The sequence below is a fragment of the Streptomyces sp. NPDC003038 genome, from assembly GCF_040611115.1.
GTDB lineage: Bacteria > Actinomycetota > Actinomycetes > Streptomycetales > Streptomycetaceae > Streptomyces.
Genome location: NZ_JBEXNN010000002.1, coordinates 214,253 through 238,756, shown reverse-complemented (window position 1 = coordinate 238,756; position 24,504 = coordinate 214,253). Strand labels below are relative to the sequence as shown.

Annotated in this window: 25 protein-coding genes; 11 read left to right on the top strand and 14 right to left on the bottom strand. The window is 72.4% G+C overall.

Features of this window, described 5'->3' with window-relative positions:
- Positions 1-18: 18 nt before the first annotated feature.
- Positions 19-552, bottom strand: a complete 534-nt coding sequence (locus tag ABZX75_RS03800; protein ID WP_355407475.1) for a GNAT family N-acetyltransferase — start codon at positions 550-552, stop codon at positions 19-21.
- A 285-nt stretch (positions 553-837) separates the two neighbouring features.
- Here ABZX75_RS03800 and ABZX75_RS03795 point away from each other — a divergent pair, with 285 nt between their 5' ends.
- The gene (locus tag ABZX75_RS03795; protein WP_355407928.1) at positions 838-1,587 is read left to right on the top strand and encodes a VOC family protein; all 750 of its coding nucleotides are present in this window, start codon (positions 838-840) and stop codon (positions 1,585-1,587) included.
- Here ABZX75_RS03795 and ABZX75_RS03790 read toward each other — a convergent pair.
- The 5 genes from ABZX75_RS03790 to ABZX75_RS03770 form a co-directional block, all read right to left on the bottom strand.
- The gene (locus ABZX75_RS03790; protein WP_355407473.1) at positions 1,565-2,416 is read right to left on the bottom strand and encodes a class II glutamine amidotransferase; all 852 of its coding nucleotides are present in this window, start codon (positions 2,414-2,416) and stop codon (positions 1,565-1,567) included. The two genes, ABZX75_RS03795 and ABZX75_RS03790, sit on opposite strands and share 23 nt — an antisense overlap.
- Positions 2,417-2,509: 93 nt before the next feature.
- Positions 2,510-3,610 carry a glutamate--cysteine ligase gene (locus ABZX75_RS03785; RefSeq protein ID WP_355407471.1) on the bottom strand — a complete coding sequence of 367 codons (1,101 nt, stop codon included), beginning with the start codon at positions 3,608-3,610 and terminating at the stop codon, positions 2,510-2,512.
- A 138-nt stretch (positions 3,611-3,748) separates the two neighbouring features.
- Complete coding sequence (locus tag ABZX75_RS03780; protein ID WP_355407469.1) at positions 3,749-5,848, bottom strand: xanthine dehydrogenase family protein molybdopterin-binding subunit; 2,100 nt, start codon at positions 5,846-5,848, stop codon at positions 3,749-3,751.
- Positions 5,849-5,880: 32 nt separating this feature from the next.
- Positions 5,881-6,894 (bottom strand): xanthine dehydrogenase family protein subunit M, encoded by a 1,014-nt coding sequence (locus ABZX75_RS03775; protein ID WP_355407467.1) that lies wholly within the window; start codon positions 6,892-6,894, stop codon positions 5,881-5,883.
- Positions 6,891-7,550: a 2Fe-2S iron-sulfur cluster-binding protein gene (locus tag ABZX75_RS03770; RefSeq protein ID WP_355407465.1), complete on the bottom strand. Its 660-nt coding sequence runs from the start codon at positions 7,548-7,550 to the stop codon at positions 6,891-6,893. The genes ABZX75_RS03775 and ABZX75_RS03770 overlap by 4 nt, the downstream gene beginning before the upstream one ends.
- Before the next feature lie 160 nt (positions 7,551-7,710).
- Here ABZX75_RS03770 and ABZX75_RS03765 point away from each other — a divergent pair, with 160 nt between their 5' ends.
- The 4 genes from ABZX75_RS03765 (at position 7,711) to ABZX75_RS03750 (ending at position 11,827) form a co-directional block, all read left to right on the top strand.
- A complete protein-coding gene (locus tag ABZX75_RS03765; RefSeq protein ID WP_355407463.1) occupies positions 7,711-8,697 on the top strand; it encodes an LLM class F420-dependent oxidoreductase in 987 nt (328 codons plus the stop codon).
- A 229-nt stretch (positions 8,698-8,926) separates the two neighbouring features.
- On the top strand, positions 8,927-9,778 hold the full coding sequence (locus ABZX75_RS03760) for a SigB/SigF/SigG family RNA polymerase sigma factor (RefSeq protein ID WP_355407926.1): 852 nt from the start codon (positions 8,927-8,929) through the stop codon (positions 9,776-9,778).
- Between the two features lie 47 nt (positions 9,779-9,825).
- Positions 9,826-11,559, top strand: a complete 1,734-nt coding sequence (locus ABZX75_RS03755; protein WP_355407461.1) for a PP2C family protein-serine/threonine phosphatase — start codon at positions 9,826-9,828, stop codon at positions 11,557-11,559.
- 76 nt (positions 11,560-11,635) lie between these two features.
- Positions 11,636-11,827: a DUF6381 family protein gene (locus ABZX75_RS03750; protein ID WP_355407459.1), complete on the top strand. Its 192-nt coding sequence runs from the start codon at positions 11,636-11,638 to the stop codon at positions 11,825-11,827.
- A 95-nt stretch (positions 11,828-11,922) separates the two neighbouring features.
- Here ABZX75_RS03750 and ABZX75_RS03745 read toward each other — a convergent pair whose 3' ends face one another.
- Positions 11,923-13,089, bottom strand: coding sequence for an agmatine deiminase family protein (locus ABZX75_RS03745; RefSeq protein ID WP_355407457.1), 1,167 nt, complete (start codon positions 13,087-13,089; stop codon positions 11,923-11,925).
- A 50-nt stretch (positions 13,090-13,139) separates the two neighbouring features.
- Positions 13,140-14,714 carry an APC family permease gene (locus ABZX75_RS03740; protein WP_355407455.1) on the bottom strand — a complete coding sequence of 525 codons (1,575 nt, stop codon included), beginning with the start codon at positions 14,712-14,714 and terminating at the stop codon, positions 13,140-13,142.
- A 168-nt stretch (positions 14,715-14,882) separates the two neighbouring features.
- Between ABZX75_RS03740 and ABZX75_RS03735 the strand changes: the two genes are divergently transcribed.
- Positions 14,883-15,524, top strand: coding sequence for a TetR/AcrR family transcriptional regulator C-terminal domain-containing protein (locus ABZX75_RS03735; RefSeq protein WP_355407453.1), 642 nt, complete (start codon positions 14,883-14,885; stop codon positions 15,522-15,524).
- 85 nt (positions 15,525-15,609) lie between these two features.
- Here ABZX75_RS03735 and ABZX75_RS03730 read toward each other — a convergent pair whose 3' ends face one another.
- Positions 15,610-16,968: a M64 family metallopeptidase gene (locus ABZX75_RS03730; protein ID WP_355407451.1), complete on the bottom strand. Its 1,359-nt coding sequence runs from the start codon at positions 16,966-16,968 to the stop codon at positions 15,610-15,612.
- A 138-nt stretch (positions 16,969-17,106) separates the two neighbouring features.
- Here ABZX75_RS03730 and ABZX75_RS03725 point away from each other — a divergent pair, with 138 nt between their 5' ends.
- Positions 17,107-18,462 (top strand): helix-turn-helix transcriptional regulator, encoded by a 1,356-nt coding sequence (locus ABZX75_RS03725; protein ID WP_355407449.1) that lies wholly within the window; start codon positions 17,107-17,109, stop codon positions 18,460-18,462.
- Positions 18,463-18,466: 4 nt separating this feature from the next.
- Here the strand turns inward: ABZX75_RS03725 and ABZX75_RS03720 are convergent, their stop codons facing one another.
- The 5 genes from ABZX75_RS03720 to rpmB all read right to left on the bottom strand — a co-directional run bounded on the left by ABZX75_RS03720 (position 18,467) and on the right by rpmB (position 22,438).
- Positions 18,467-19,990, bottom strand: coding sequence for an MFS transporter (locus ABZX75_RS03720; RefSeq protein WP_355407447.1), 1,524 nt, complete (start codon positions 19,988-19,990; stop codon positions 18,467-18,469).
- Positions 19,991-20,071: 81 nt separating this feature from the next.
- Positions 20,072-20,626, bottom strand: a complete 555-nt coding sequence (locus tag ABZX75_RS03715; RefSeq protein ID WP_355407445.1) for a helix-turn-helix domain-containing protein — start codon at positions 20,624-20,626, stop codon at positions 20,072-20,074.
- A gap of 86 nt (positions 20,627-20,712) precedes the next feature.
- Complete coding sequence (locus ABZX75_RS03710; protein ID WP_355407444.1) at positions 20,713-21,756, bottom strand: iron-containing redox enzyme family protein; 1,044 nt, start codon at positions 21,754-21,756, stop codon at positions 20,713-20,715.
- 140 nt (positions 21,757-21,896) lie between these two features.
- Positions 21,897-22,202 (bottom strand): 30S ribosomal protein S14, encoded by a 306-nt coding sequence (gene rpsN, locus ABZX75_RS03705; protein WP_355407442.1) that lies wholly within the window; start codon positions 22,200-22,202, stop codon positions 21,897-21,899.
- A complete protein-coding gene (rpmB, locus tag ABZX75_RS03700; protein WP_355407440.1) occupies positions 22,202-22,438 on the bottom strand; it encodes a 50S ribosomal protein L28 in 237 nt (78 codons plus the stop codon). The genes rpsN and rpmB overlap by 1 nt, the downstream gene beginning before the upstream one ends.
- 67 nt (positions 22,439-22,505) lie before the next feature.
- Between rpmB and rpmG the strand changes: the two genes are divergently transcribed.
- From rpmG to rpsR, 4 genes are all read left to right on the top strand, one after another.
- The gene (rpmG, locus tag ABZX75_RS03695; protein WP_355407438.1) at positions 22,506-22,670 is read left to right on the top strand and encodes a 50S ribosomal protein L33; all 165 of its coding nucleotides are present in this window, start codon (positions 22,506-22,508) and stop codon (positions 22,668-22,670) included.
- A gap of 92 nt (positions 22,671-22,762) precedes the next feature.
- Positions 22,763-23,011, top strand: a complete 249-nt coding sequence (locus ABZX75_RS03690) for a type B 50S ribosomal protein L31 (RefSeq protein WP_355407436.1) — start codon at positions 22,763-22,765, stop codon at positions 23,009-23,011.
- On the top strand, positions 23,008-24,156 hold the full coding sequence (locus tag ABZX75_RS03685) for a GTP-binding protein (RefSeq protein WP_355407434.1): 1,149 nt from the start codon (positions 23,008-23,010) through the stop codon (positions 24,154-24,156). The genes ABZX75_RS03690 and ABZX75_RS03685 overlap by 4 nt, the downstream gene beginning before the upstream one ends.
- Positions 24,157-24,241: 85 nt before the next feature.
- Complete coding sequence (gene rpsR, locus ABZX75_RS03680; RefSeq protein WP_355407432.1) at positions 24,242-24,478, top strand: 30S ribosomal protein S18; 237 nt, start codon at positions 24,242-24,244, stop codon at positions 24,476-24,478.
- Positions 24,479-24,504 lie beyond the last annotated feature (26 nt).

Here is a 24,504-nt window from a genome sequence, read left to right as displayed (position 1 = left end):
CGCCAGCCGTCGCGCCGCTCAGGCCTCGTACTCGGTGAGGTCGATGCTGTGGATGTTCAGGAGGTGGCCGTACTCGGGGTGCGTGGCGTCACGCTCGTGGACCAGGCCCAGCTTGCGGATCACGTTCTCGGACTCGTCGTTGCCCGCCCGGTTGATGGCGACGACCCGGTCGAGGCCGCGGTCCTGGAGCGCGAACTCCAGGGTGGCGTGGGCGGCCTCGGAGGCGTAGCCCTGGCCCCAGTACGAGCGGCCGAGCCGCCAGGTGATCTCCACCGCCGGGAGCACCTCGGGCAGGTACTCGGGCAGGGAGAGGCCGGTGCAGCCGATCAGTTCGCCCGAGGCCAGGAGTTCGACGGCGAAGATCCCGAAGCCCTCCTCGTCCCACTCCTCCTCCCAGCGCTCGATGTCCTCGGCGGTCTCCTCCAGGTCGCGGACCGAGCCGTCGCCGATCCACCGCATCACCTCCGGGTCCCCGTTGATCTCGGACATGGGGATGAGGTCGTCGTCGTGCCAGCGGCGGAGGATGAGGCGGGGGGTCAGGATCTCGGTCATACGGCCATCCTGCCGAACACCGGTGCGCAGTGGTAATCGGGCCCGCCGTGTACGCCGCCGGACGGGCCCGGCCCGCTGCGCGCGCCCGGCTACGGGCCGAGGGGACCCGTCGGTGGACCCGTAGGAGTACGCGTACCGTCCCCCGCGCGTCGCGCCCCGCCGCCGCGGCGGCGGGGCGCTACTTCTTGTACTCGGACGGAGCGCCGACCGTGGCGCACGACGGACGGAGCGAGCGTGGAGATTTCGACCGGGGAGGTCTTCGGGGCTCCGTGCTGGGTGAGCCTCATGGCCCGTGACCTGGACATGGCGCAGCGCTTCTACGGGGAGGTCGCGGGCTGGACGTTCCGCCCGGCCCGTCTCGGCAAGGGCTTCTCGGTGGCCGAGCTCGACGGTGTGCCGGTGGCCGGCATCGGCGCGCTGGCGGGGGACCTGGCGATGCCGGTGGCGTGGACCCCGTACTTCGCCGTCGATGACGCCGATGTGGCGGCTGACCGCATCCGGGAGCGCAGCGGCACGATCGCGGTCGGTCCGGTGTCCTTCGCCTCCGGCGGCCGCGGGGCGCTCGCGGCCGATCCCGACGGTGCGGTCTTCGGCATCTGGCAGGGCGGGGTGTCGGCCGACTGGCGTGTCGGCAGGGGGCCGTCTCCGGCCTGGCTGGAGCTGCGCACCAGGAACGCCTTCGACGCGGCGATCTTCTACGGCGGCGTGCTGGAGTGGGCCACCGGCCGCCCCGGCTGCTGCGAGGTCTCGTACGAGGAGGACCAGGTCGTCCTGCGGCAGGCCGGGGAACCCGTCGCCCGTCTCAACAGCGGTCCCGTCGAGATCGCCGCCTACGCGTCGCACATCCGGCCCCGCTGGCACGTCCACTTCCGCGTGCCGCGGCTTCAGCCCGCCATCGAGGCGGCGGTCGCGCTCGGCGGGCGCACCGTATCGGACATCACGTCGAACGCCACCGAGCGGTGGGTGGCGCTGCGTGACCCGGACGGAGCCCTGTTCACCCTCACGACGTTCCTCACCACGGAGGCTCCGGAATGAAGGGGTAGTGGTCGTCTTCCCCGGGGACGGCGGGAATCACCGTGTAGCTGGCCTCGGGGATCTCGTTCCACACGTCGGGGAAGTTCCCGAGCGGTTCTGAAACCACGAGCCGCGTCGCGTCGGAGACCTCCGTGAGGAACTCCAGCTCGGGGTAGAGGTGGCGGACGGTCTTGGCCTTGCTGCTGTAGTACAGCGACCGGGACCTGCCCTGGCTGGAATAGCGGAAGGCCCAGAGGCGCTCGCCGTTGCTCACCGCCACCGTCATCTGGAGCGGGTCCGCCACGCCGTGTTCCTTGCCGATGTGCTCGACCAGGCCCGCCATGCGGGCCACCGCACCCGGCGGGTCCTGGTCGAGGCCGAAGGTGACCGCCAGGTAGAACATCACCTCGGAGTCCGTCGAACCTTCGATGCAGGAGAACAGGGCCGGGTCGACGGCCATGCAGAGGTCCCGCCGCAGCCGGTGGAAGTCCGTGATCGCCCCGTTGTGCATCCACATCCAGCGCCCGTGCCGGAACGGATGGCAGTTGGTCTGCTGGATCGCCGAGCCGGTGGAGGCCCTGACGTGCGCGAAGAACAGCGGGGAGCGGACGTGTCCGGCCAGCTCGCGCAGATTGCGGTTGCTCCACGCCGGTGCGATGTCGCGGAAGATGGCCGGGGTGCCGTCGCCGGTGCCGTCGGCGCTGTACCAGCCGATGCCGAAGCCGTCGCCGTTGGTCGATTCCACACCCATCCGCGCGTGGAGGCTCTGGTCGATGAGCGAGTGCTCCGGGCGGTAGAGCACGGCGTCGAGCAGCATCGGCGAACCCGAGTAGGCGAGCCAGCGACACATGACGGATCATCCCTTCCCAGCCTGGTCCGAGCCTAGCCCAGCAGACGCCCGGAGCCCTGTCGACGGGCCGGACTGCTGACGCGGCCACGCGGTCTACGCGGCGGTGGTGGTGATGCGCGCGCACTCCCGTACGACGGCCCCCAGGTCTCCTGTCGTGCGGTGCAGTTCCCGCTGTACGCGTGCCCCGTTGCCGTGCTCGAAGACCTCGGCGATGCCCTGCCGGGCGGCCGCCGCGTCGCGGTGGTCCTCCAGCGCTTCGCGGACGTGCTCGTACAGCGTGTTCACGACGACGCGCGCCGGCGCCTCGCGCATCGTCGCCGGGTGGATGAGCGGGCCGTCCAGACCCGAGCGGGCCGCCCGCCACGCCGCCAGGCGGAGCAGGCTCACGCTGATCCGCGCCGGCGGCTCCCCCGCCTGCCACGCGCGCGCGGCCGTTTCCACCAGGCCGCGTACGAGGGCCGCCACCAGGACGGTCGTCGACGGGTGCAGGCACACGTCCGCGACCCGGACCTCGACGGTCGGGTAGTGCGCCGACAGGCGGGCGTCGAAGTAGATCATGCCCTCGTCCCGCAGCACGCCGGTCCCGACCATGGCGGACACCTGATCGTGGTACCGGGCCGCGGAGCCGAAGATCTCCGTCGGACCGGCCGAGGGCCAGCGGTTCCACACCCGGCTGCGGTAGCTGTCGTAGCCGCTGTCCTGGCCCTGCCAGAAGGGAGAATTGCTGCTGATGGCGTTGAGCACGGGCAGCCAGGGCCGGATCCGGTCGAGGACGGCCACGCCCTCCTCGTCCGATGCGACGGACACGTGGACGTGGCAGCCGCAGGTCAGCTGTTCCTGCGCCGTCAGGCCGTATCGCTCGACCATCCACTGGTAGCGCTCGCCCGGGGTCGTCGAGGAGACCACCCGCAGGGGTGACGTGGCCAGTGCGGCCACCTTCGCGCCGGCCGGTTCGGCGTGGCGGGCGGCCACCGAACGCCATCTTCTGATCTCCTCGGCCAGCTCTTCCATGGCGATCACCGGACGGGTGGCGAACTCCACCTGCTCGCGCTTGAGCTCCTTCTCGAAGATGTGGTCCGTACCGCAGGCGGTATCGCGTGCGGCCGCGGCCAGGACGGCGGCAGCCACCGACAGCGGCTGCCCGCTCTCGGCTTCCACGAGGAGCAGTTCCTCCTCCACGCCTACGCTTCGCACGCCCCACCCTCCAGGATCGGGTCCGACGTCGTCCCACTGATGCGCGACTGCCCTCCCCTCCCGACCGCCATGCGGGGCGGGACGGGCCTCGCATGGCAGTCCGCCCCCGCATGGCAGTCCGCCCCCGCCGGGCTCCGCTCACCGGGGGCGGCCGAGCGCGGCCAGGACCCGGTCCGGCGTGAGGGGGAGCTCGCGCAGGCGGTGGCCCGTGGCGTGGGCGACGGCGTTGCCGATGGCGGCCGCCGTGCCGACGATGCCGATTTCGCCGATGCCCTTGCCGCCCGTCGGGTTGAGGTGCTTGTCGTGCTCCTCGATCCAGTGGGCCTCCACGGCGGGCACGTCGGCGTTGACCGGCACGTGGTAGGCGGCCAGATCGCTCTCGGGGAAGTCGCCGTAGGCCGGGTCGACGGTGCTGTGCTCGGTCAGGGCCATCCCCAGACCCATGATCATGCCGCCGGTGAACTGGGAGCGCGCCGTCGTCGGGTTGAGGATGCGGCCGGCGGCGAAGACCCCGAGCAGGCGCCGGACCCGTACCTCGCCGGTGGCCGTGTCGACCTCGACCTCGGCGAAGTGCGCGCCGAAGGCGTGGCGGGCGTACGGCGACTTCTGCTTGGCCGACTGGGTGGTGTCGGCGGACGCGGACAGGCCTTCGGCCGGCAGCGGCCCGTGGTGGCGGGCCAGGCGGGCGGCCAGGGCGGTGCAGGCGCCGTGGACCGCCCAGCCCCAGGAGGCGGTTCCGGAGGAGCCGCCGGCGAGGGGCGCCCGGGGCAGACCGGTGTGGCCGATGGAGGCCGTCACGGATTCGAGCGGAACGCCGAGGGTGTCGGCGGCCACCTGGGCGAGGACGGTGCGCGCGCCGGTCCCGATGTCGGTGGCATTGAGCTCGACGAGGTAGCTGCCGTCGGGCCGGGCGTGGGCCCGGGCGGTGGAGGGTGCAACGTAGACGGGGTAGGTGGCGGCGGCGACTCCGCTGCCGCCGAGGAGCGGCCCGTCGCGGCGCGGCGTACGCGCGGCGGCCCAGCCGAAGCGGCTCGCGCCCTCCCGCAGGCATTCCACGAGGTGGCGGCTGCTGAAGGGCCTGCCGCTGTCGGGTTCGGTGGTGGGCTCGTTGCGGATGCGGAGCTCGACGGGGTCGATGCCGAGGGCGTCGGCCAGTTCGTCCATGGCCGATTCGAGGGCGTACATGCCGGGGGCCTCTCCCGGGGCGCGCATCCACGAGGGGGTGGGCACGTCCAGGGCGACGACGCGATGGGTGGTGCGGCTGTCGGGGACGGCGTACATGACGCGGGCGGGCACGGCGGCCTGCTCGACGAACTCCGTGACGCGGGAGGTGTGGGTGGTGACCTCGTGCGTGAGTGCGGTGAGGGTGCCGTCGGGCCGGGCGCCCAGTCCGATCCGGTGCAGGGTGGGTGCCCGGTGCCCGACCACGGTGGGCAGGTGGCGCCGGGGCAGGGCGAGTTTGACGGGGCGTCCGGTGTGCCGGGCGGCCATGGCGGCCAGGACGACGTGCGGCCGCGGGGTGCCCTTGCAGCCGAATCCGCCGCCGACGTGTTCGGAGACGACGGTGATGCGGTCCTCGGGAAGATCGAACAGCGAGGCCAGGGCCGCGCGGACCGGTCCCGCCCCCTGGCTGGAGTCGTACACGGTCAGGTGTCCGCCGGCGGCGTCCCAGTCGGCGGTGGCGGCGTGCGGCTCCATGGGGTGGTTGTGCAGCGGCGGCACCGTGTAGGCGCAGTCGACCCGTACGGGCGCGGCGGCCAGCGCCGCGTCGGGGTCGCCCTGTTCGCGGTGGGCGGGGTAGCCGCCGTTGACCTCCTCGGGCGTGTACGCGCCGGGGTGGTCGGCGCTCAGCAGGGCATCGTGTTCCTCGGCCGCGTAGGTGACGCGGACCGCTTCGGCGGCGGCCCGTGCACCCTCCGGGGTGTCGGCGATCGCGAGCGCCACGTACCAGCCGCGGTGCGGGACCTCCGTGTCCTGGAGGGTCTGGAGCGTGGGGTCGTCGGACGGGCCCAGGCGTGGCGCGTTGTCGGGGGTCAGGACGGCGAGTACGCCGGGCAGGCGCAGGGCGGCGCCGGTGTCGACGGCGGCGACACGGCCTCGGGTGACGGCGGCGGGCACGGGCCAGGCGTAGGCGCAGCCGGGCGGGGTGTGGTCGGCGGCGTACCGCGCGGATCCCGTGACCTTGTCCAGGCCCTCCGCCCGGACGACCGGGGCACCCAGTGCGGTGTGGGGGCGCATTCCCTGCTCCTCTTCGTGTTCGGGGCCGGCTGCTACGGGGTGCGGGCGCGGCCGTCCGCACGGTGGGCGAGGCCGGTGATCGCGTCGCAGGCGAGATTGCGGGCGAGCTCGACCTTGTAGGCGTTGTCGCGCAGGGGCCGGGCCGGGGCCAGTTCCTCGTCGACGGCCCGGCGGACGGTGTCGGCGGTCGGGGCGGCGCCCGTGAGCCGCCGCTCGGCGGTGGTGGCCCGCCAGGGGCGGTGGGCGAGCCCGCCGAAGGCGATCGCGATCCGCCGGACGAGACCGCCGTCGGGGTCGAGGTCGAGGACGACGGCGACCGAGGCCAGCGCGAAGGCGTACGAGGCCCGGTCGCGGGCCTTGCGGTAGCGGGAGACGGCGCCGGGGGCCGGGGCGGGCAGGAGCACGGCCGTGATGATCTCCCCGGGCCGCAGGACGGTGTCCTGCTCGGGCCGGTCGTCGGGCAGCCGGTGGAAGGCGGTGGCCGCCACCGTACGGGTGCCCTGCTCGCCGTACAGCTCGATGTCGGCGTCGAGCGCGGCGAGTGCCACCGCCATGTCGGAGGGGTGGGTGGCGATGCAGTGTGCGGAGTGCCCGAGCACGGCGTGATCGCGGTGGACCCCTTCGAGGGCGGCGCAGCCGGAGCCCGGCTCGCGCTTGTTGCAGGGCTTGGTCACGTCCTGGAAGTACGTGCACCGGGTGCGCTGCAGCAGGTTGCCGCCGGTGGTGGCGACGTTGCGCAGCTGGCCGGACGCGCCGGCGAGCAGGGCCTGCGCGAGTACCGGGTACCGGGAGCGTACGAGGGGGTGGGCGGCGACGTCGCTGCCCCGGGCGTTGGCTCCGATGCGCAGCGCGCCCCCCGGGTGTTCCTCGATCCCGTCCAGCGGGAGCCGGGAGATGTCGACGAGGGCCGCGGGGCTCTCGACGCCGAGTTTCATCAGGTCCACGAGGTTGGTGCCGCCGCCGAGGTAGCGGGAGCCCGGGTGCGCGGCGTGGGCCTCGGCCGCTTCCCGCAGGCTGGTGGGGCATACGTAGGCGAAGGGCTTCATGCGATCACGTCCGCTACGGCTTCGACGATGGCGGGGTAGGCGCCGCAGCGGCAGAGGTTGCCGCTGAGCCGTTCCCTGATCTCCGCCGCGGTCAGGGTCACCGGGCCGGGCTCGGCGAGGTCTTCGGCGGAGGTGGCGTGCGAGGGGTGCCCGGCGGCGGCTTCGGCGAGGGCGCCGACAGCGGAGCACAGCTGGCCGGGGGTGCAGAAGCCGCACTGGAAGGCGTCCCGCTCGCGGAATGCCTGCTGGAGCGGGTGGGGGCCGCCGCCTTCCCCGGTGTCGGCGAGGCCTTCCACCGTGGTGATCTCCGCGCCGTCCTGGGCGACCGCGAGCAGCAGGCAGCTGTTGGCCCGCCGCCCGTCGACGAGCACGGTGCAGGCGCCGCACTGGCCGTGGTCGCATCCCTTCTTCGCTCCGGTCAGGTCCAGGTGCTCGCGCAGGGCGTCGAGCAGGGTGACGCGGTGGTCCAGCCCGAGGACGTGGTCCGTGCCGTTGACGCGGAGGGTGACGCGCGAGCTGTGCTCGGAGGTGGCGGGCGCGGTGGTGACCGCGGTGGCCGCGGGGGTGGGCGATGCGGTGGGCGATGCGGTGCGGGCGGTCGGGGCGCCCGGGGGCGGCGGATCGGCATCGCCGACGGGGTCTGTTCCACGCACCACGGCGATCTCCTTTCGGATTCCGGTCGAGATCTGGATGTCCCACTGACCTCGGATGTCCCATCGGATGTCCAGCCTGGTCCATCTCATGTGCCCCGGCATCCGCGCCGCCGTCCGGAGGGCCGTCATGTTTCGCGTGAGGGAGACCGGTAAGGCGCAGCGCATGGTGCGATTCGGATACACGATGATGACCGAACAGGCCGGCCCCCGCGAGCTGGTGGAGCACGTGGTCGGCGCCGAAGAGGCGGGATTCGACTTCTCCGTCACCTCCGACCACTACTTTCCGTGGCTGGCGGCCCAGGGGCACGCTCCTTACGCGTGGAGCGTCCTCGGCGCGGCCGCGCAGGCGACGTCGAGCATCCCGCTGATGACCTACGTGACGTGCCCGACGATGCGCTACCACCCGGCCGTGGTGGCGCAGAAGGCGGCGACGATGCAGCTGCTGTCCGGCGGGCGCTTCCGGCTCGGCCTGGGGTCGGGTGAGAATCTCAACGAGCACGTCGTGGGCCCCGGCTGGCCGGCCGCGCACGTCCGGCTGGAGATGCTCGAAGAGGCGGTGGAGATCATCCGCGCACTCTTCGAGGGCGGTTCGGTGAGCCGTCACGGCCCCTACTTCGACGTCGAGAACGCGCGTCTCTGGGACCTTCCCGACGAACCTCCGCCCCTCGGCATCGCCGTCTCCGGGGAACGGTCCTGCGCGCTCGCCGGCAGGCTGGCGGACTTGGTCGTCGCGATCAAGCCCGACAGGGAGCTGCTGGACGCCGTCGACCGCGCGGGCGGGCGCGGAAAGCCGCGCGTGGGCCAGCTGCCGGTCTGCTACGACACCGACCGCGATACGGCCGTCAAGCGTGCCCACGAACAGTTCCGCTGGTCGGTGGGCGGCTGGCGGGTCAATGCCGAGCTGCCCGCTCCCGGCTCCTTCGAGCAGGCGACCGAATGCGTCCGCCCGGAGGACGTCGCCGAGTCGATTCCGTGCGGGGATGACGTGGACGCCTTCGTCGAGGCCGTACGCCCTTACGTGGACGCCGGATTCACCGACGTCGCGCTCGTACAGGTGGGCGGCCAGCACCAGCGGCCGTTCCTCGACTGGGCCGCGTCGACCCTGCTGCCCGCCCTGCGCGAGATCCGCCCGGCGGACCCGACCGGGTGAACGGGGGCACGGGCGAAAGGCCCGGGCCGCGCGGGCCGAAGGTCCCGGAGTGAGCGCCGAAGGTCCTCGGCGCTCTTTCGGCATGCTTGGCCGGCGGATGACGGGGCAGATGCAGTCAGCCTGAAGCCGACGGAAGGAAGGCATCGTGCCCAGTTCCACCACAGCCGCACGCCCCGCCACCGGCCCCGCCGTCCCCCCGGGCACCGGTGCGGCCGGGCATCGGCCCGACCTGCCGCCGACCGGTGCCGAGCTGCCCCGCATCACCCGTGCGCACCAGGTGGCGCCGGCCGATGCGCGGGAGCTTTCGAAGCTGTTCTTCGCGCGCCTGCGGAGCGTGCCGGAGGGCACCGCCGAGCACCAGTACGCGCGCAATACCCTCATCGAGATGAACATGGCCCTGGTCCAGTTCGCCGCTCGGGGCTTCCGCAGCCGCACGGGAACCGGAGCCGGGGCCGGCGCGGAGATGGAAGACATCATCCAGGCGGGCACGATCGGCCTCATCAAGGCGATCGACCGCTTCGAACCCGACCGCGAGGTCGAATTCTCCACGCTCGCCCTCCCCTACATCACCGGCGAGATCAAGCGGCACTTCCGGGACACCACCTGGGCGGTACGCGTCCCCCGCCGACTGCAGGAACTCCGCCTCGACCTCGCCAAAGGCCGGGACGATCTTTCCGCGACCCTGGGCAGATCCCCCACCGTCAAGGAGATGGCCGATCACCTGGGCCTCGACGAGGAAGCGGTCGTCGAGGGGCTCGTCGCGGCCAACGGCTACTCCACCGAGCCGCTGGAAGCCCCCGCGCAGGGCGAGGAGGACTCGGCGTCGGGGCGCACGGCCCGTGCCCTGGCCGATGTCACGGGTGAGAGCGACCGGGCCATCGAGCTCTTCGAGGACATGCACGCGCTCGGCCCCCTGTTGCATCAGCTCGACGAACGGGACCGCAGGATCTTGTACCTGCGGTTCGGGCAGGAGATGACCCAGTCCGAGATCGGCGGCGAACTCGGCATCAGCCAGATGCAGGTCTCGCGCCTCCTGACGCGCATCCTGACCAGACTGCGCACGGGCATGCTCGCCGCGTAGCCGCGGCCGGTACGGCCGAGCGCTGCTTCCCGAACGGGTGAGGACCGATGACCCCTCTGATCCCCCAGGACCCGGACACGCTCAAAAAGCTCCTCGCCCGCGAGGTGAGAGCCCTGCGGGAGGCCGCGAGCCGAGAAGCGGGAGTACGGGTCGAAGAGGACCCGAAGCGGCCTGCGGCGGACGGATCGGGGCAGACCTGCCCGTGCGGCGGTGGTGAGGGGGCGGCGCATGCCTGCGGCGACGGCGGCGACGAACATGATCCGTGGGCGTGCATCTGCGCCGCCCTGCCCGCCATCCCGTTGTCGGCGGCGCTGCTCGTGCCCGTACGCGACGAGGCGGAGCGGATCGTGGACTTCGTGGTCCAGGCCGGCAACCACGTCCGCGCGGCCGAATGGCTCGACGCCCCCGATCTCCAGATCGGCCGCCGGCTGCTGGAGGTCCAGCCCGGCGCGGCGGCCGGTGGACTGATCGGCGCTCTGGACGGGGTACTGGCCGGCGGGCGCGCCCTCAAGGCGTACGCCGTGGACTACACGGAGCGGCGCAGTGACGGTCTGCACCGCACGAAGCTGCTGTACGACGCGGCCTCCTGCGGGGACAAGGTGCTGGCCACGTGGCGGCCCGCCCACAACCGCATGGAGCTGCTCTCGCTCGACGCCCAGTACATCGCGTCCATGGGCTGGGGCACCTGGGACCTGCTCTCCGGGGACATCACCTGGTCCGAGGGGCTGGCCTCGATCTTCCGCACGGAGCCGGCACGTCCCCTGTCTCTCGGGGAACTGTGCGACACCGTCCTGCTGGAGGACGTCCCCCGCTTCGGCAAGCTGCTGATGGCGCTGGTCGACGGGGAGGAGCCGCCTGGAGCCGAGATCCGCTTCAGCGTGCTCGGCGAGGTCCGCACCCTGCACCTGGTGGGGCATCCGGTCATCGCGACGGACGGCCTGCCGTGGTCGGTGCACCTCATCGCCCGGGATCTGACGCCCCAGGTGCGCAGCCGGCAGCGGCTCGCCGCGACCCGGCGCCAGCGGGAGCAGCTGCGCGAGGAGGCGGCGGCCGAGCGGCGGGTGGCTTCCGCTCTGCGGGAAGCACTCGTACCGAGCCTGTCGGCGGAACTGGCGCAGCTGGGCATGTCCGTCGCCGCCTCGTACCTGCCGGCCGACGCCGAGCCCGCGGTGGGTGGCGACTGGTACAAGTGCCGCCTGCTGCCCGACGGCCGGGTCCTGCTCGCCATCGGCGACGCGTGCGGTCACGGCCTGAGCGCGGTCGCCCGGATGGCGCAGCAGCGCCACGCCCTCGCGGGCCTCGCGCACGCGCCGGGGACCCATGCGGGACAGCTGACCACCTGGCTCAACGAGCTGCTGTGCGCCGACCCGACCGCCGAGACGGCGACCGGCATCATCGGGCACATCGACGCCCAGCGGCGCTTCCGGTGGGCGTGCGCGGGCCATCCGCCGCCGCTGCTGCTGCGCGACGGGGTGGCCATGGTGCTGGACACGGAGCACCGCGGCCCTCTGTTCGGGCTGCTGCCGGGGCACGAGTACGCGACCGCGACCGTCGACCTGCGCCCCGGCGATCTCCTGCTGCTCTACACCGACGGCATGGTCGAACGGCGCGGCGAGGACATCGCGTACGGCATCGACCTCCTGCGCAAGGTGCTGATGACCTGCGGCGGGCTCAGCGCGCAGGAGTCCCTCGACCGCATCATGGAGGCCTACACGCCCGAGGAGCACGAGGACGACACCTGCCTGGTGGCCGTGGGAGTCGGGAGCCGTCACTCCGTGTGAGGCTTCGAGATGCGCCCGCGCGGGGCTGCTGATTCTCTGGATCCGCCCGCTCTCCCCACAGACGCAAGGAGCGATCATGAGCGTTGCAGGCGACGAATCCCGCGGCCGGTCCCAGCAGATGCGTGCCAAGGCCCAGGAACTGAACGAGGCGGCCGAGCGGTCGACCGACCCGGAGGAGCGCCAGCGGCTGCACGACAAGGCCCGCCGGCTCCAGGAGCAGAGCGAGCGCGAGAAGAACCTGGACGACCGCGGTATGGACCCGATGTAACCCGGTCTCGCTCCGCGCCGTCGGCCGGTGGCCGCCGCGACCTCCGGGTCGCGGCCGGACCACCGGCCGACGGCGCGTGGCCGTTCCGCGGCGGGCTACCGGACGCGCGGGATGTGCTGGGTGACGCAGTGGACGCCGCCGCCGCCCCAGGCCAGGGTGCGCGAGGGAGCGCCGACCACCTCGTGCCCGGGGAAGAGGGAGCGGAACTGCGCGAGGGCGAGGGCGTCGGCCGGTTCGCCGGCGGTGGGTACGACGACGCTGCCGCTGGTCAGGTAGTAGTTCGTGTAGCTGAAGGTCTCCACCATCAGTCCGCTGTGGCGGAAGTGCGGCTGGTGGTGCATCTCCACCACCTGGAAGCGGCGGCCGCGGGCGTCGGTCGCGGCGTCGAGGACCGCCTTGTTGGCGGCCATCCGCGCGTGGTTGGGGTGGGTGGGGTCGGGCTGGGTGTGCAGGAGGAGCCTGGCGGGGCCGAGGTAGGCGGCGACCAGGTCGACGTGGCCGTTGGTGACGTCGTCGTTGTGGAGCCCGTACGGCAGCCAGATGACCTTGGTCGCTCCGTACGCGGCGAGCAGCGTGGCTTCGATCTGCCCGCGGGTCATGCCGGGGTTGCGGTTGGGGTGGAGCAGGCATTCCTCGGTGGTGATGAGGGTGCCCTGTCCGTCGGTGATGACGGCGCCGCCTTCCAGGACCATGTCGACCGGTGTGCGCGGGTCGCCCAAGTGCGCGCAGACGCCCACGGGAAGGAGGTCGTCCTTGTCGTAGGGGTACTTCTCGCCCCATCCGTTGAAGGCGAAGTCGAGGCCGGCCCGGTGGGTGTTCGTGGCGTCGACCGTGAAGACCGGCCCGGTGTCCCGGGTCCAGCAGTCGTTGACCGGGTAGTCGACGATCGTCACCGAACTGCCGCACTGTTCGCGTGCCTGCGCCGTCGTTCCCGGTTCGCAGACCATGATCACCGGCTCGAAGCGGGCGACGGCCTTGGCGATGCCGGCTATCTCGGCCTGGACGTCGGCGAGGAGTCCGCCCCAGCCGATCGTCCTGTCCCAGGGCCAGGCCATGACGCAGCCGGAGTGCGGCTCCCACTCGGCCGGTGCGTGGTGCGGTTCCTCGCTCGCCTGCAGTGGGTCGGAGGCGGCGGTTCGGGGGGCGCCGGTGAGTGAGGCGGCGCTCTGCGCGGCAGCGGCCCGGCCTCCGAAGAGGGGAACGGCGGCGGCGGTGAGGGCGGCGGCTCCGAAGCCGCGCCGGGTCATTCGTGGCAGGGGCATGACATGACTCCTTGGGTGAGGACGGTCCCGGGTCTTCAGCTGGGAGGGGATCAGGAACGCTCGGCGGCGAGCACGTCGGCGGGCGCGTCGGCGGACAGGTCGGCGGGCGCGTCCGTACGCCCGGCCGCGCGCTCCTCACGTGCCTGCGCGGCGCGCAGCGTGTTCTGCGGCTTCTTAACCGTCAGGTAGACCAGCCCGGCCGTGATCACCGCTCCGATCCCCAGAAGGCCGGCCCAGATCTGGTACCAGGGGGCTCCCGGCGGGGCGAGGATGGCGCGCGGCCAGCAGACGTTGACCACCTCGAAGGCGGTCCACAACACCGCCAGCACATTGAGGAAGGTGCCCTTGCGGCCCAGCCGGATGTGCCCGGACGGGACCCAGGCGCCCCGCAGGCGGGCGATCAGAGCCGCCAGGCTGACCAGGAAGAACGGCAGGAAGGTGGCCGCGGTGCCGAAGGCGATCAGGCTGCCGATGGCGGTGGCGTTCAGACCCAGCAGCAGGCCGGTGCAGCTGACGAGGGTGGAGGCGATCAGGCCGCCGATGGGCGCCTGGCGCCGGTTGACCTTGCGCACCTGCCGGGAGAAGGGGAAGACGCCGTCGCGCGCCAGCGAGTACACACCGCGGGCGGCGCCGCCCTGAGAGGCCATGGCGCAGGCGAGGAACCCGATCAGGACCACGAGCACGAAGGGCTTGTCGGACCAGGAGCCGAATGCGGTGGTGACGGCGGTGGTCACCGGGTCGAGGTCCTCACCCGCGACGACGGCCGCCGGGGAGGGGTGCGCGAGGGCGACCGCCATCGCGTTGAGGATGACCACCAGGCCGACGCTGAGCAGCGCCCACCACATGGCGCGGGGCACCTTGCGGCCGGCGTCCTTGGTCTCCTCCGCGGTCGACACGCAGGCGTCGAATCCGATGAAGCCCCAGCCGGCGACGGCGAGGACGGCCAGGAACGCCATCACGGTCGATCCCCCCGACAGCGCTTCGGCGCCGAGGGTCTCGGTGAACATCGAGAATCCGTGCTCGCGGAAGAACAGCAGGAGCGCGAAGCCGACCAGCACGGAGGCGATGGCCTCGGCGGCGATGCCCAGCGAGACGAACCAGCTCAGGATCCTGATGCCGTAGGCGTTCACCAGCATGCAGGCCAGCAGGATCCCGGCGGCCACCGCGACCATGGCGCCCGGTGTGGGCACGACCCCGACGAGCGCGAAGACCCAGGGGGCCGCGAGATACGCCACGGTGGTGTTGCCGAACATCACGGCGAACTGCCATACCCAGCCGCTCATCCAGCCGAAGGACGGGCCGAGCAGCCGGCGCCCCCACTGGTAGGGCCCGCCGGCCAGCGGCCACTGGGAAGCCAGCTCGGAGTAGACGTTGACGACCAGGCACTGACCGAGGAGCACGATCGGCAGCGCCCATACCCACGCGGGCCCGGCGATCATCGTGCCGACCATGGAGACGGCGTACAGGGCGACCACGGGCGAGACCACGGCGAAGCCCATGGCGATGTTCCCGAGGATGCCGAGGCTGCGGTTCAGCTCCTGGGTGTAGCCCAGATCGTTCAGGCGGGCGGCGTCGGTGTCCCGCGGGGTGCCCGGGTCCGGACAAGCGGAGGGAAGGTCTGGCATGTGCACCTCATACGGAGGGGGAACGGTCGGGGCGGCCGACGTGCGTTCCGGAAGCTAAATCTAACGTTGTTAGGTATCGGGATTGCGGGGACCATAACCCGCCCCGGACCTCTTGGGAAGACCTTCCGTACGGGTAACCTGACGGCGGACAACAAGGGGGAGCACACCGTGGGCCGACCGAACCAGCCGCTGCTCAGCCGCGGGATCATCGGGCGCGCGGCCCTCGAACTCCTCGACGAGGAGGGGCCCCAGGCCCTGAAGATGCGCACGCTCGCCGACCGCCTCGGGGTCAGGGGCGCATCCCTCTACCACCACGTCGCGTCCAAGGACGACGTCCTGGACGCGGTCTCGGAACTGATCAACGAAGAGATCGATCTGAGCCCGCTCGACGACCCGCGGTGGCGGGACGGGATCGCCGCGTACGCCCGCGGCTACCGCCGCGTCTACCTGCGCCATCCGAACGCGATCGCGCCCGCCGCCCGGCGCAGGGTCGAGGCGCACCGGGCCCTGCGTGGCTACGACGCGCTGCTGCGCGCCCTCATGCGGGCCGGCTGCACTCCGGCCCGGGCTGCCGAAGCCGCCGCCGCCATCGACTACCTGGTCCTCGGCTCCGCTCTGGAGACCTTCACCGCGGGATTCACCCGCTCCGCCGACGAGTACCGCCCGGCCTATCCGGCCCTCGCCGACTCACTCACCGACGCGGCCGCCACCGGAGGCGGCCTCGCCTCGCTCGACGACCGCGGTTTCGAACTGGGCCTCGGCCTCGTCCTCGACGGCCTCGCCGCACAGTCATCGGCCACAGCCGGCTGACAGGGACGGCCGAACGGGCGGCGAGGCCGTCGAGGACGCCTAGGACGCGCCCGCCACCCGTTCGCTCTTCACACCGTCGCCGCCCCTATCGGCGCACGTCCCAGACGACCGTGGACCGCAGGGTGCGGGAGATCTCCGGGTCGCGGACCGAGGGGGTCCGGTCTTCGGCCGTGACGGACAGCCTGTGGGTGCGCAGGTCGAGCATCCACAGGTCCGCCACCCGCACCTCGGTCCGGCCCTCCAGCCACCTCAGCTCCCTGCCGTCCAGGTACCACCGGACCACCGGCTGACGGCCGTCGGGGCCGTGCAGCCGGGGCACGGCGACCTTCGCGGTCCGGCCCGTCCGCAGCGTGCGGCCGGTCGGGGTGAGCGGGGTGGCGATCCGCACGTGCTGGTAGAAGCCGGCGACCATCGACTCGACACCCGGCAGGTTGAACGGCTTGCCCAGGACCCGCATCATCGAGTTGTCGGTGGGCCGGTAGAGCCCGGTGACGAAGTAGCCGCCGCCCTCGTACGCGCCGACCGCGCCGCCGTCGGGCGACTCCTCGCCCAGCCAGCGGTACCACTTGGCCCGCTGCCGGGCCATCCGGTCGGCCGTCAGCGTCGAGCTGTTGGAGTCGGCGGGCTCGCGGCCGGTGTACTTCTCGTATTCCGGGGAGCCGGTGTAGAAGTACTCGTCGGCGAGCTTGCCCAGCGAGTGCCCGGTCTCGTGGATGGCGACCTGGCCGGACTTCGGGTGTCCGGACGAGGCGGTCGATATCCCCTCGTAACCGAGGGTGGCGCTGGGCTCGTTGTAGCCCGCGCCGCCGTACTTCGTGCTGTTGGCCAGGACGATGACGAGGTCGGCCTCGGGCACCTTCGCCACATACGCGTCCACCTTGGGCTGGTCCACGCAGAGCAGCCGCTCGATGCCCTCGCACCAGAAGTACGAGCCGAGGGCGGTGTCGCGAACGGTGCCGGCGTCGGGGTCACCCGAGACGCCGGACGCGGCGGAGACGGCATCCACCGTCCAGACGTTGAAGAGGTCCTGATAGGTCGTGTACGGCTCGACCGCCGTCACTTCGGCCCACTTCTGCCGCGCGTCGGCATGGAACCGGGGCAGCTCGTCGGCCGTGTAGCCGTCGCCGATGACCACGATGTCGAGGCGGTCCGCGATGGAGCCGTTGTCGACCAGTTTGACGACTTCACCGTCGGCCGCCCGCTCGGCCTCCGTGAGCCGGGGCGCGGCCTCGGCCCGGCCGCCGGCCGGTACACGGACGTGGCCGGATCCGGCGTCGCCGCCGTGCTCCGGCCCCGGTATCTCGACCTCCACCCGGGTTTCCGCCGGCGCGTCGGTTCCGTCGGCCGTGGCCGCCGCACCGGCGGGTCCGGCCGCCAGCAGCACGGCGGTCGCACAGGCCGCCGCGACGGCCGCGCGCAAGGCTGCGCGGATGGCTGAGTCCATGAAGTCCTCCCCCGGAAAGAAAGTTAAGTGGCTTGTTAAGCGCAATGAATCGGCTGCTTAAACTAAGTGGCGCGCGGGGCGTGCGCAATGGCCTTCTCCCCCTGGATACTGGGGAGTTCGAGCAACCTGGGGGATTCCATGGACGAACCGGCCGAGATCGGCAGCCGAGTTCAGCGCATGCGGATGGAGCGCGGCCTGACCCAGAGGCAGTTGGCCGAGCCCGCATACACGTCGGCCTATGTGTCGACCCTGGAGTCGGGCAAGGTACGGCCCTCCGAGACCGCACTGCGCTTCCTCGCCGGGCGCCTCGGCACTTCCTACGAGGAGCTGGCCACCGGACGCCCCGCCCATCTGGCCACCGAGCTGCGGCTCGCCCTCACCGACGCCCAGCGGACGCTCGCGACCGGCGCGGCCGGAGCGGCCGACGAGGCCTCCGCCCGCTACCGGCACCTGCTGGGCGACGCGGAGCGCCTCGCACTCGTCCCCGAGCAGGCGGAGGCCCTGCTCGGACTCGGCGACTGCGCCCTGGAGGCGGGCGAACTACCCGAGGCCATAAGGCACTTCGAGGCGGCCGAACGCCTCCTGAGCGACGAGCCGCTCCCCCGCCGCGCCCGCCCGATCCGCGGTCGCGCCGTCGCGCACCTGCTCGCCGGAGAGCTGCGCTACGCCTGCTACCTCCTCGAATCCACCATCGACGAACTGGGCACGAGCGGGCTCGCCGACCCCGAGGCGCTGGTGCTGCTCTACGCCGCGATCATCGGTCCGTACATCGACATGGGCGCCCACGCCCGCGCCGCGCACGCCGCCGAACTCGCGCTCGCGCTGGCTCCGCAGGTCAGCGATCCGGCGCTGGTGGCGGGCATGCACCGGCAGGTCGCGCGGACGTTCCTCGCCGAGGGGCGGGTCGCCGACGCCGACGCCTCCCTGGCCAAGGCCCAGACGATCTACGGGCAGCTGCGGCTGAAGACCGACCTGGCGCACTGCCACTGGATGCGCGGCTACGTACAGGCGCAGAACGGCCGGCTGGAGTCGGCGGAGCGGGAACTGCGCACGGCGCGCGAGATGCTGTCGGCCAGGCGCGCCGCCCTGTACACCGCCCAGGTGGAGGTCGAGCTGGCCGACGTACTGCGGCGGCTCGGCCGGTACGAGGAGGCCGCCGAGCTCCTTTCGGCGCTGCTGGAACTGGAGCTGGGCGACCACCACGGAGCCGTGCACGCGGGCGGCGCGCACCGGCTGCTCGGTCTCATCGCCGAGGAGCGCGGGGAGACCGATCGCGCCGAGGAGCACTACGTACAGGCACTGGCCCTGCTGGAGCGCAGCGGGGCCTCGGGCGACCTCGCCGATCTGTGCCGGCTGCTGGGTGACCTGCTGCGGCGTACCGGCCGGACCGAGGCGGCCCTCGACGCGTACCGCACGGGGCTGGGCCACCGTGCCGCGCCCGGCACCACCACCTTGGGCCCGGCCCCCGCCGCCCCCGCGTTCCTCCTGAGGTGAGCGCTCAGTGGTTCTCGGTGGGCTGGAGGTCGCGCGGGATCAGGGTCCAGGTCGTGGCCGCGGCGATGACCGCGAGCGCTCCGGCCATGAGGAACGCCGGAGTGATCGCGGCGGTGTAGGCCTGGGAGGCGGTGTCGATCAGTGCCTGGCCGACGGCGCCGCCCAGCTGCTCGGCGATGTGGGCGGCCTCGCCGACGGAGTCGCGCACCGACGCCGTGGCGGGCCCGTCCAGGCCGAGGGCGGGAAGGTTGCCGCGGTAGAGGGCCGCCGCGGTGGAGCCGAGGACGGCGACGCCCATCGCCGAGCCGAGCTCGTAGCAGGTTTCCTCGATGGCGGCCGCGCTGGACACCTCGTCCGCGGGCGCGGCGGAGATCAAGGTGACCGAGGCCACCGTCGTCGCCAAGCCGGCGCCCAGGCCCATGACCGTCAGCGCGACGGCGAACGCGGGGTAGCCGAGACCCGCGAACTGCTGGAGGGTCCAGGGCAGGGCCATACCGGCGGCCAGGACGACCAGACCGGCGCCGAGCACATGGCGGATCGCGAAGCGCTGCATCAGGGCGGGGGCCAGCATCGATGCGCAGATCAGCGCGAGCGGCGCGGGCAGCAACCGCAGACCGGCCTCCAGCGGGGTGTAGCCCTGGCCGTACTGGAACCACTGGGTGACGAGGAACAGGATGGCGCCCATGCCCACCATCGGCAGGAAGATGGCGGTGGCCGCGACACTGAAGGCGGGCTTGGCGAACAGCCGTACCTGCAGCAGCGGGTTGTCCAGGCGCAGCTGGCGGCGTACGAAGACGGTCAGCGCGACGGCGGCGACGAGGATCAGGGCCCAGGGCAGCGGGTCGGCGACACCGCTCTTGCCGAGCTGCTTGATGCCGCCCGCGAGGGCGAGCATGCCGACGATGGACTGACCCACGCCCCACCAGTCCCATCGGCCGGTGCTGAACGGCGCGCGCGATTCGGGAAGGTAGCGCAGGCCGGCCGCGACGATGAGGGCGGCGACGGGGAGGTTGAGGAGGAAGGCGGAGTGCCAGCCGTAGTCCTGGACGAGCAGTCCGCCGACGACCGGGCCGAAGGCCATGCCGCCGCCGAAGACGGCCGCCCAGACGGCGAGGGCGAAGGCGCGCTCCTTGGCGTCGGTGAAGACGCTGCGCAGGATCGACAGGGTGGACGGCATGATGGCCGCGCCGCCGACGCCGAGAAGGGCGCGGGCCGCGATCACGTGCCAGGCCTCGGTGGAGAACACGGCGATCAGCGAGGCCAGCGAGAAGATGCCGAAACCCGCCATGAGCAGCCGCTTGCGCCCCCAGCGGTCGCCGAGCGCGCCTGCCGTGACCAGGAGGCCGGACAGGGCGAGAGCGTAGATGTCGATGATCCACAGCTGTTGGACGGCGCCCGGCTGGAGGTCGCCGACGAGCGAGGGGAAAGCCACGTTGAGAATCGTGGTGTCCATCGAGATGAGCAGCAGGCTGCCCGAGAGGATTGCCAGGACGATCCACCGGCGGGGGTCCGGCGAGGGGGTGTACATGGGGTTCCGTTCAAAGGTGTGCGCGGGGCACGGGGACATCAGGGGTGGGGGGGGGGGTGTGGAGGTGATCGCGGGAGGGCGTTAGACGGCGGGCCGGGTCCCGCTGAGGAAGGACGTCAGGACCAGGTGGCCGATCTGGCGGGGGGCGAGGTGGCCGTCGCGTACGCCCTCGGCGGCCGCGTCGAGCAGCCCCCAGAGCGAGTACCAGATCCAGTACGGCGGCAGGTCGGCGCGCAGTCGCCCGAGCCGCTGGCCGAGCGCGAGGAAGCTCAGGGCCCGCTGGTCCTGCCGCTCCAGGCCGGCCCGGAAGTCCGGGTCGGCGAGCACGGTGGCGTCCCGCGCGGTGAAGCCGTAGAGGTGGGCGGCCGGCATCAGGGCGATGACCAGCTCTTCCAGGGCGGCGTCGAAGGCGGCCCCGTCGGCGTCGTCCGCGAGGTCGGCCGGAGCCAGGCACCCGTCGACCACCTGGATCGCCCGGACGGCGACGGCCTTCAGCAGGGCTTCCCTGGTCGCGTAGCGGCGGCTGAGCGTGGCGCGGCTGGTCCCGATGCGGGACGCGATCTGCACCATCGAGGCGCTGTGGTCACCGGCGAGGACGCGCGCGGCGCTGTCCAGCAGTTCTTCTTCGTGCACCATGGTGAGCCTCCTTCGCCTCGAACGATACAAAATTGTCTCGCATGAGGCAAGAGTGCCCAGTTCTTGTGGCCCGACGGGCTGGTGCGTCAGGTGAGCGGAGGACGCAGCGGAACACGCAGGGCGGAGTCTCCCCGCCCCCAGGCGTCGAGGAGAGCGGCACCGAGCCGCTCCTCCAGCAGGGTGGTGGCGTCCGCGCCGAAGGCGATGTCGTGTTCGAGGCCGGGCTCGTCCTCCAGCAGACCCGCGACGACCTCATGGCGCACGAGCTGCTCGTGCACGGCGTCCGCCTCGACGTGCTCGGCGTAGAAGTGCTCTGCGGCAGGCCCCGCGCCGAGCCGGCGCATGGCCGCGGCCATGCGCCGGGATCCGGGCGAGGAGGTGATCTCCACGCACGCGAAGTGGCCCACGAGGGCGCCGCGCAGAGCGCGGTGCAGCCCGAACAGCGACATGAGGTTCACGACGGCGATGGCCTGGACGGGGGCGGCGTCGAGATAGTGGCCGTACGCGCAGTCCAGGCCGAGGTCGTCCATCAGGCGGGCGAAGAGTACGGCGTGCATGCGCTCGGCACGCCCGGCGCCGAACTCGTCGTACTCGATGGCGACCATGGCCGCCTTCGCCCGGCCGCGCAGGCGCGGAATGACCCACACCTGGGGATCGGCCTCCTTGAGGTGGTACAGGGAGCGCAGGGCCGCGTACTCGCGCACCTGCCACAGCTCGCCGTGCCGTTCGAGGTGGGCGGAGACGCTGCCGGTGTGATCCACCGGTTCGGCCAGCAGCTCGTCGAAGACCTCGTCCACGGAACGGTTCCGCGCGGTGTCCTCCCGCACGGCGGCCAGGAAGCGGTCTTCGAGGGCGCGGCGCAGCCGCAGCAGCTCCGGGTCCCATTCGCGGGCTTCGCTCACATCCGCGAAACCCCGGTAGTGCAGTTCGTAGAGGACGTAGAGGGCCAGCTGCAGGTCGTCTCCGTACGGGTCGGCGGCGAGGATCCGCGCGGGTGCGGGAAGTGTGCGGAGTTCGTCGCGCAGCGCCGCGAGGACCGCCTCGGAGAGTGGGCCGCGCGGCTGGGGCAGGCGCGGCGACGCGCCGGTCCGGGCGGGGCCCGTCGGCCGGTGAGCGGGTGCGAGCGACATCCAGGACCTCCATCGACGGGGCAGCCGCAGCTGATCACCCAGCGGCTACCCCGTCTCCGCCGCACCACACGTGGCTGCGGACGCCCTGCCGGGCCGGGGGATCCCGGCCCGGCAGGTCAGATCCGCTCGACACCCTCCCGTCACCAGGAGGACTTGGTGACCCCTGGGAGGAAGCCGGCGTGCGCCTGCTCGCGCATCCGGACACGGGAGAGCCCGAACTTGCGCAGGTGTCCGCGCGGGCGCCCGTCCACGCTGTCCCGGTTGCGGACGCGGGTGGCACTGGCGTCACGCGGCTGACGCCTCAACTGCGCTGCGGCGGCGGCGCGTTCGGCCTCCGTCGAGGAGGACCGCCGGATGACCTCCTTGAGTTCCGCCCGCCGGGCGGCGTACCGCGCGACGAGCGCCTTGCGCTTCTCGTTCTGTGCGATCTTGCTCCGCTTGGCCATCAGACCTTCACCCCGCGCGCCCGGATGCGAGCCACGGCGCTCTCGATGCCGATGACGTCGACGGTCTTGATCGCCTTGGCGCTCAGCGTCAGGCGGACGTGCCGCCCCTCGCTCGGCAGCCAGTACCTCTTGCGCTGGATGTTGGGGTCGAAGCGGCGCGACGTACGCCGGTGCGAGTGGGAGATGTTGTTGCCGAAGCCCGGCTGGGCGCCGGTCAGTTGGCAGTGGGCGGACACGGTGTTACCTGCCTCTCATGGGGGACCCCCATATTGGTAATGGAAATCATTCCCATATACTAGCCCCATGGCACGCAACGAAGTACGCCCGATCATCAAGCTCCGCTCCACCGCCGGCACCGGCTACACCTACGTCACCCGCAAGAACCGCCGGAACGACCCGGACCGCATGGTGCTGCGCAAGTACGACCCGGTGGTCCGCCGGCACGTCGACTTCCGCGAGGAACGCTGACTCCTCCCCTCCCCCCCCCCGCTTCTGTCCCTGCCCCCTGTCTGCCCCTGCCCCTGCCCCTGCCCCTGCCCCTGCCTGAAGGACACCGACACATGCAGCCCGGAATCCACCCCGCCTACGGCCCCGTCGTCTTCCGCGACAAGGCCGCCGACTTCGCCTTCCTCACCCGGTCGACCGCCACCAGTGACAAGACGGTCGAGTGGGAGGACGGCAACACCTACCCCGTGATCGACGTGGAGATCTCCTCGCAGAGCCACCCCTTCTACACCGGCACCGCCCGCGTCCTCGACACCGCCGGGCGCGTCGAGCGCTTCCAGCGCCGCTACGGGAGCAAGCCGTGACCCTGGCCGTCGTCATCGTCGGCGGGCTCCATTCCGACGCCCGCCGGTCCACCGTCGAAGAACTGCTCGCCACCGTGCCGGGCAGTGTCGCCCTGCACCACGACCTCTCCACCGCGGCCGAGGGCACCGTACGGCGCACCGTGCGCGATGCCTCGGGCCCCGTCGGGTCCGGCGAGGCACCGCTCGTCAACGACTGCGCCTGCTGCGCCCTGCGCGAGGACCTGGTACCGGAGCTGTGGCGGCTGGCCGCGGACGGGCTGACCCGGCTCGCCGTGGTCGAGCTGTGGGACTCCGTCGAGCCGAGGGCCATGGCCGAGGTCGTCGCCGCGCACGGCGGTGACGCACTGGACCTCACCAACGTGATCACCGCCGTCGACCCCGGCCTCGTCCTGCCCTACCTCGCCAACGGCGACGACCTCGCGGACGCCGGTCTCGCCGCGGCGGCCACGGATCAGCGGACGGTCGGGGACACCTGGGCCCGGCAGCTCGAATACGCACCCGTCCTCGCGCTCGTGGACAGCGCGGACGCGGACGACGAGGACCGTGCACTGCTCGCCCAGCTCCACCCGACCGCCCGCCGAGTGCCCCTGGACGCCGGGTCGGGTGAACTGGCCCGGCTCGCCTTCGCCGGATTCGACACCGAGGCGGCCGCCGCCGCCCAGCACCCGGCCTGCGCGCTCCTTCCCCAGGAGGCGGACGAAGCCGGGGTGGCCACCCTCGTCTGGCACCGGAACCGCCCGTTCCACCCGGAGCGGCTATACCGGGCGCTGGAGGACCTCACCTGCGCCGCGGCCCGCAGCCGCGGCCGGTTCTGGCTCGCGGACCGCCCCGACACCCTGCTGGCGTGGGACGCCGCGGGCGGCGCGCTGTGCGTGGAGGACAGCGGCCCCTGGCTGGCGTCCCTCCCGGACGCCGCCTGGGAGATGGTGCCTCCCGTGCGCCGGGCCGCGGCCGCCCTCGGCTGGCACCCGGAGCACGGTGACTGCTGCCAGCACCTGGTCTTCACCTCGCCCGGCCTCGACCGGGACGGGCTGGAGCAGCTCCTCGAGTCGTGCCTGCTGACCGACGCCGAGTTCACCGCCGGGCGCGAGGCGTGGAAGCGCCTTCCGGCCGCTTTCGACGCCCTGCTCGACCCCGTCTCGTAGCACCGCCTTCTCAGCTCCCCCGCTTCACAGCACCGTTTCACAGCACCGCTTCACAGCACCGTTTCGCAGAAACCGAGGAATCCGCATGGCTCGCCGTCAAGAGGTCCGCAAGCCCGTCAAGGCCCGTCCCAATCCCCTGGACGCCGCCAAGATCACCTACATCGACTACAAGGACACCGACCTGCTGCGGAAGTTCATCTCCGACCGCGGCAAGATCCGCAGCCGCCGCGTCACCCGGGTCACCGCCCAGCAGCAGCGGCGGCTCGCCGCAGCCGTCAAGAACGCCCGCGAGATGGCCCTGCTGCCCTACGCGGGCCGATGAGCCCGGCTCCGGCGGCCTGAGCCGTA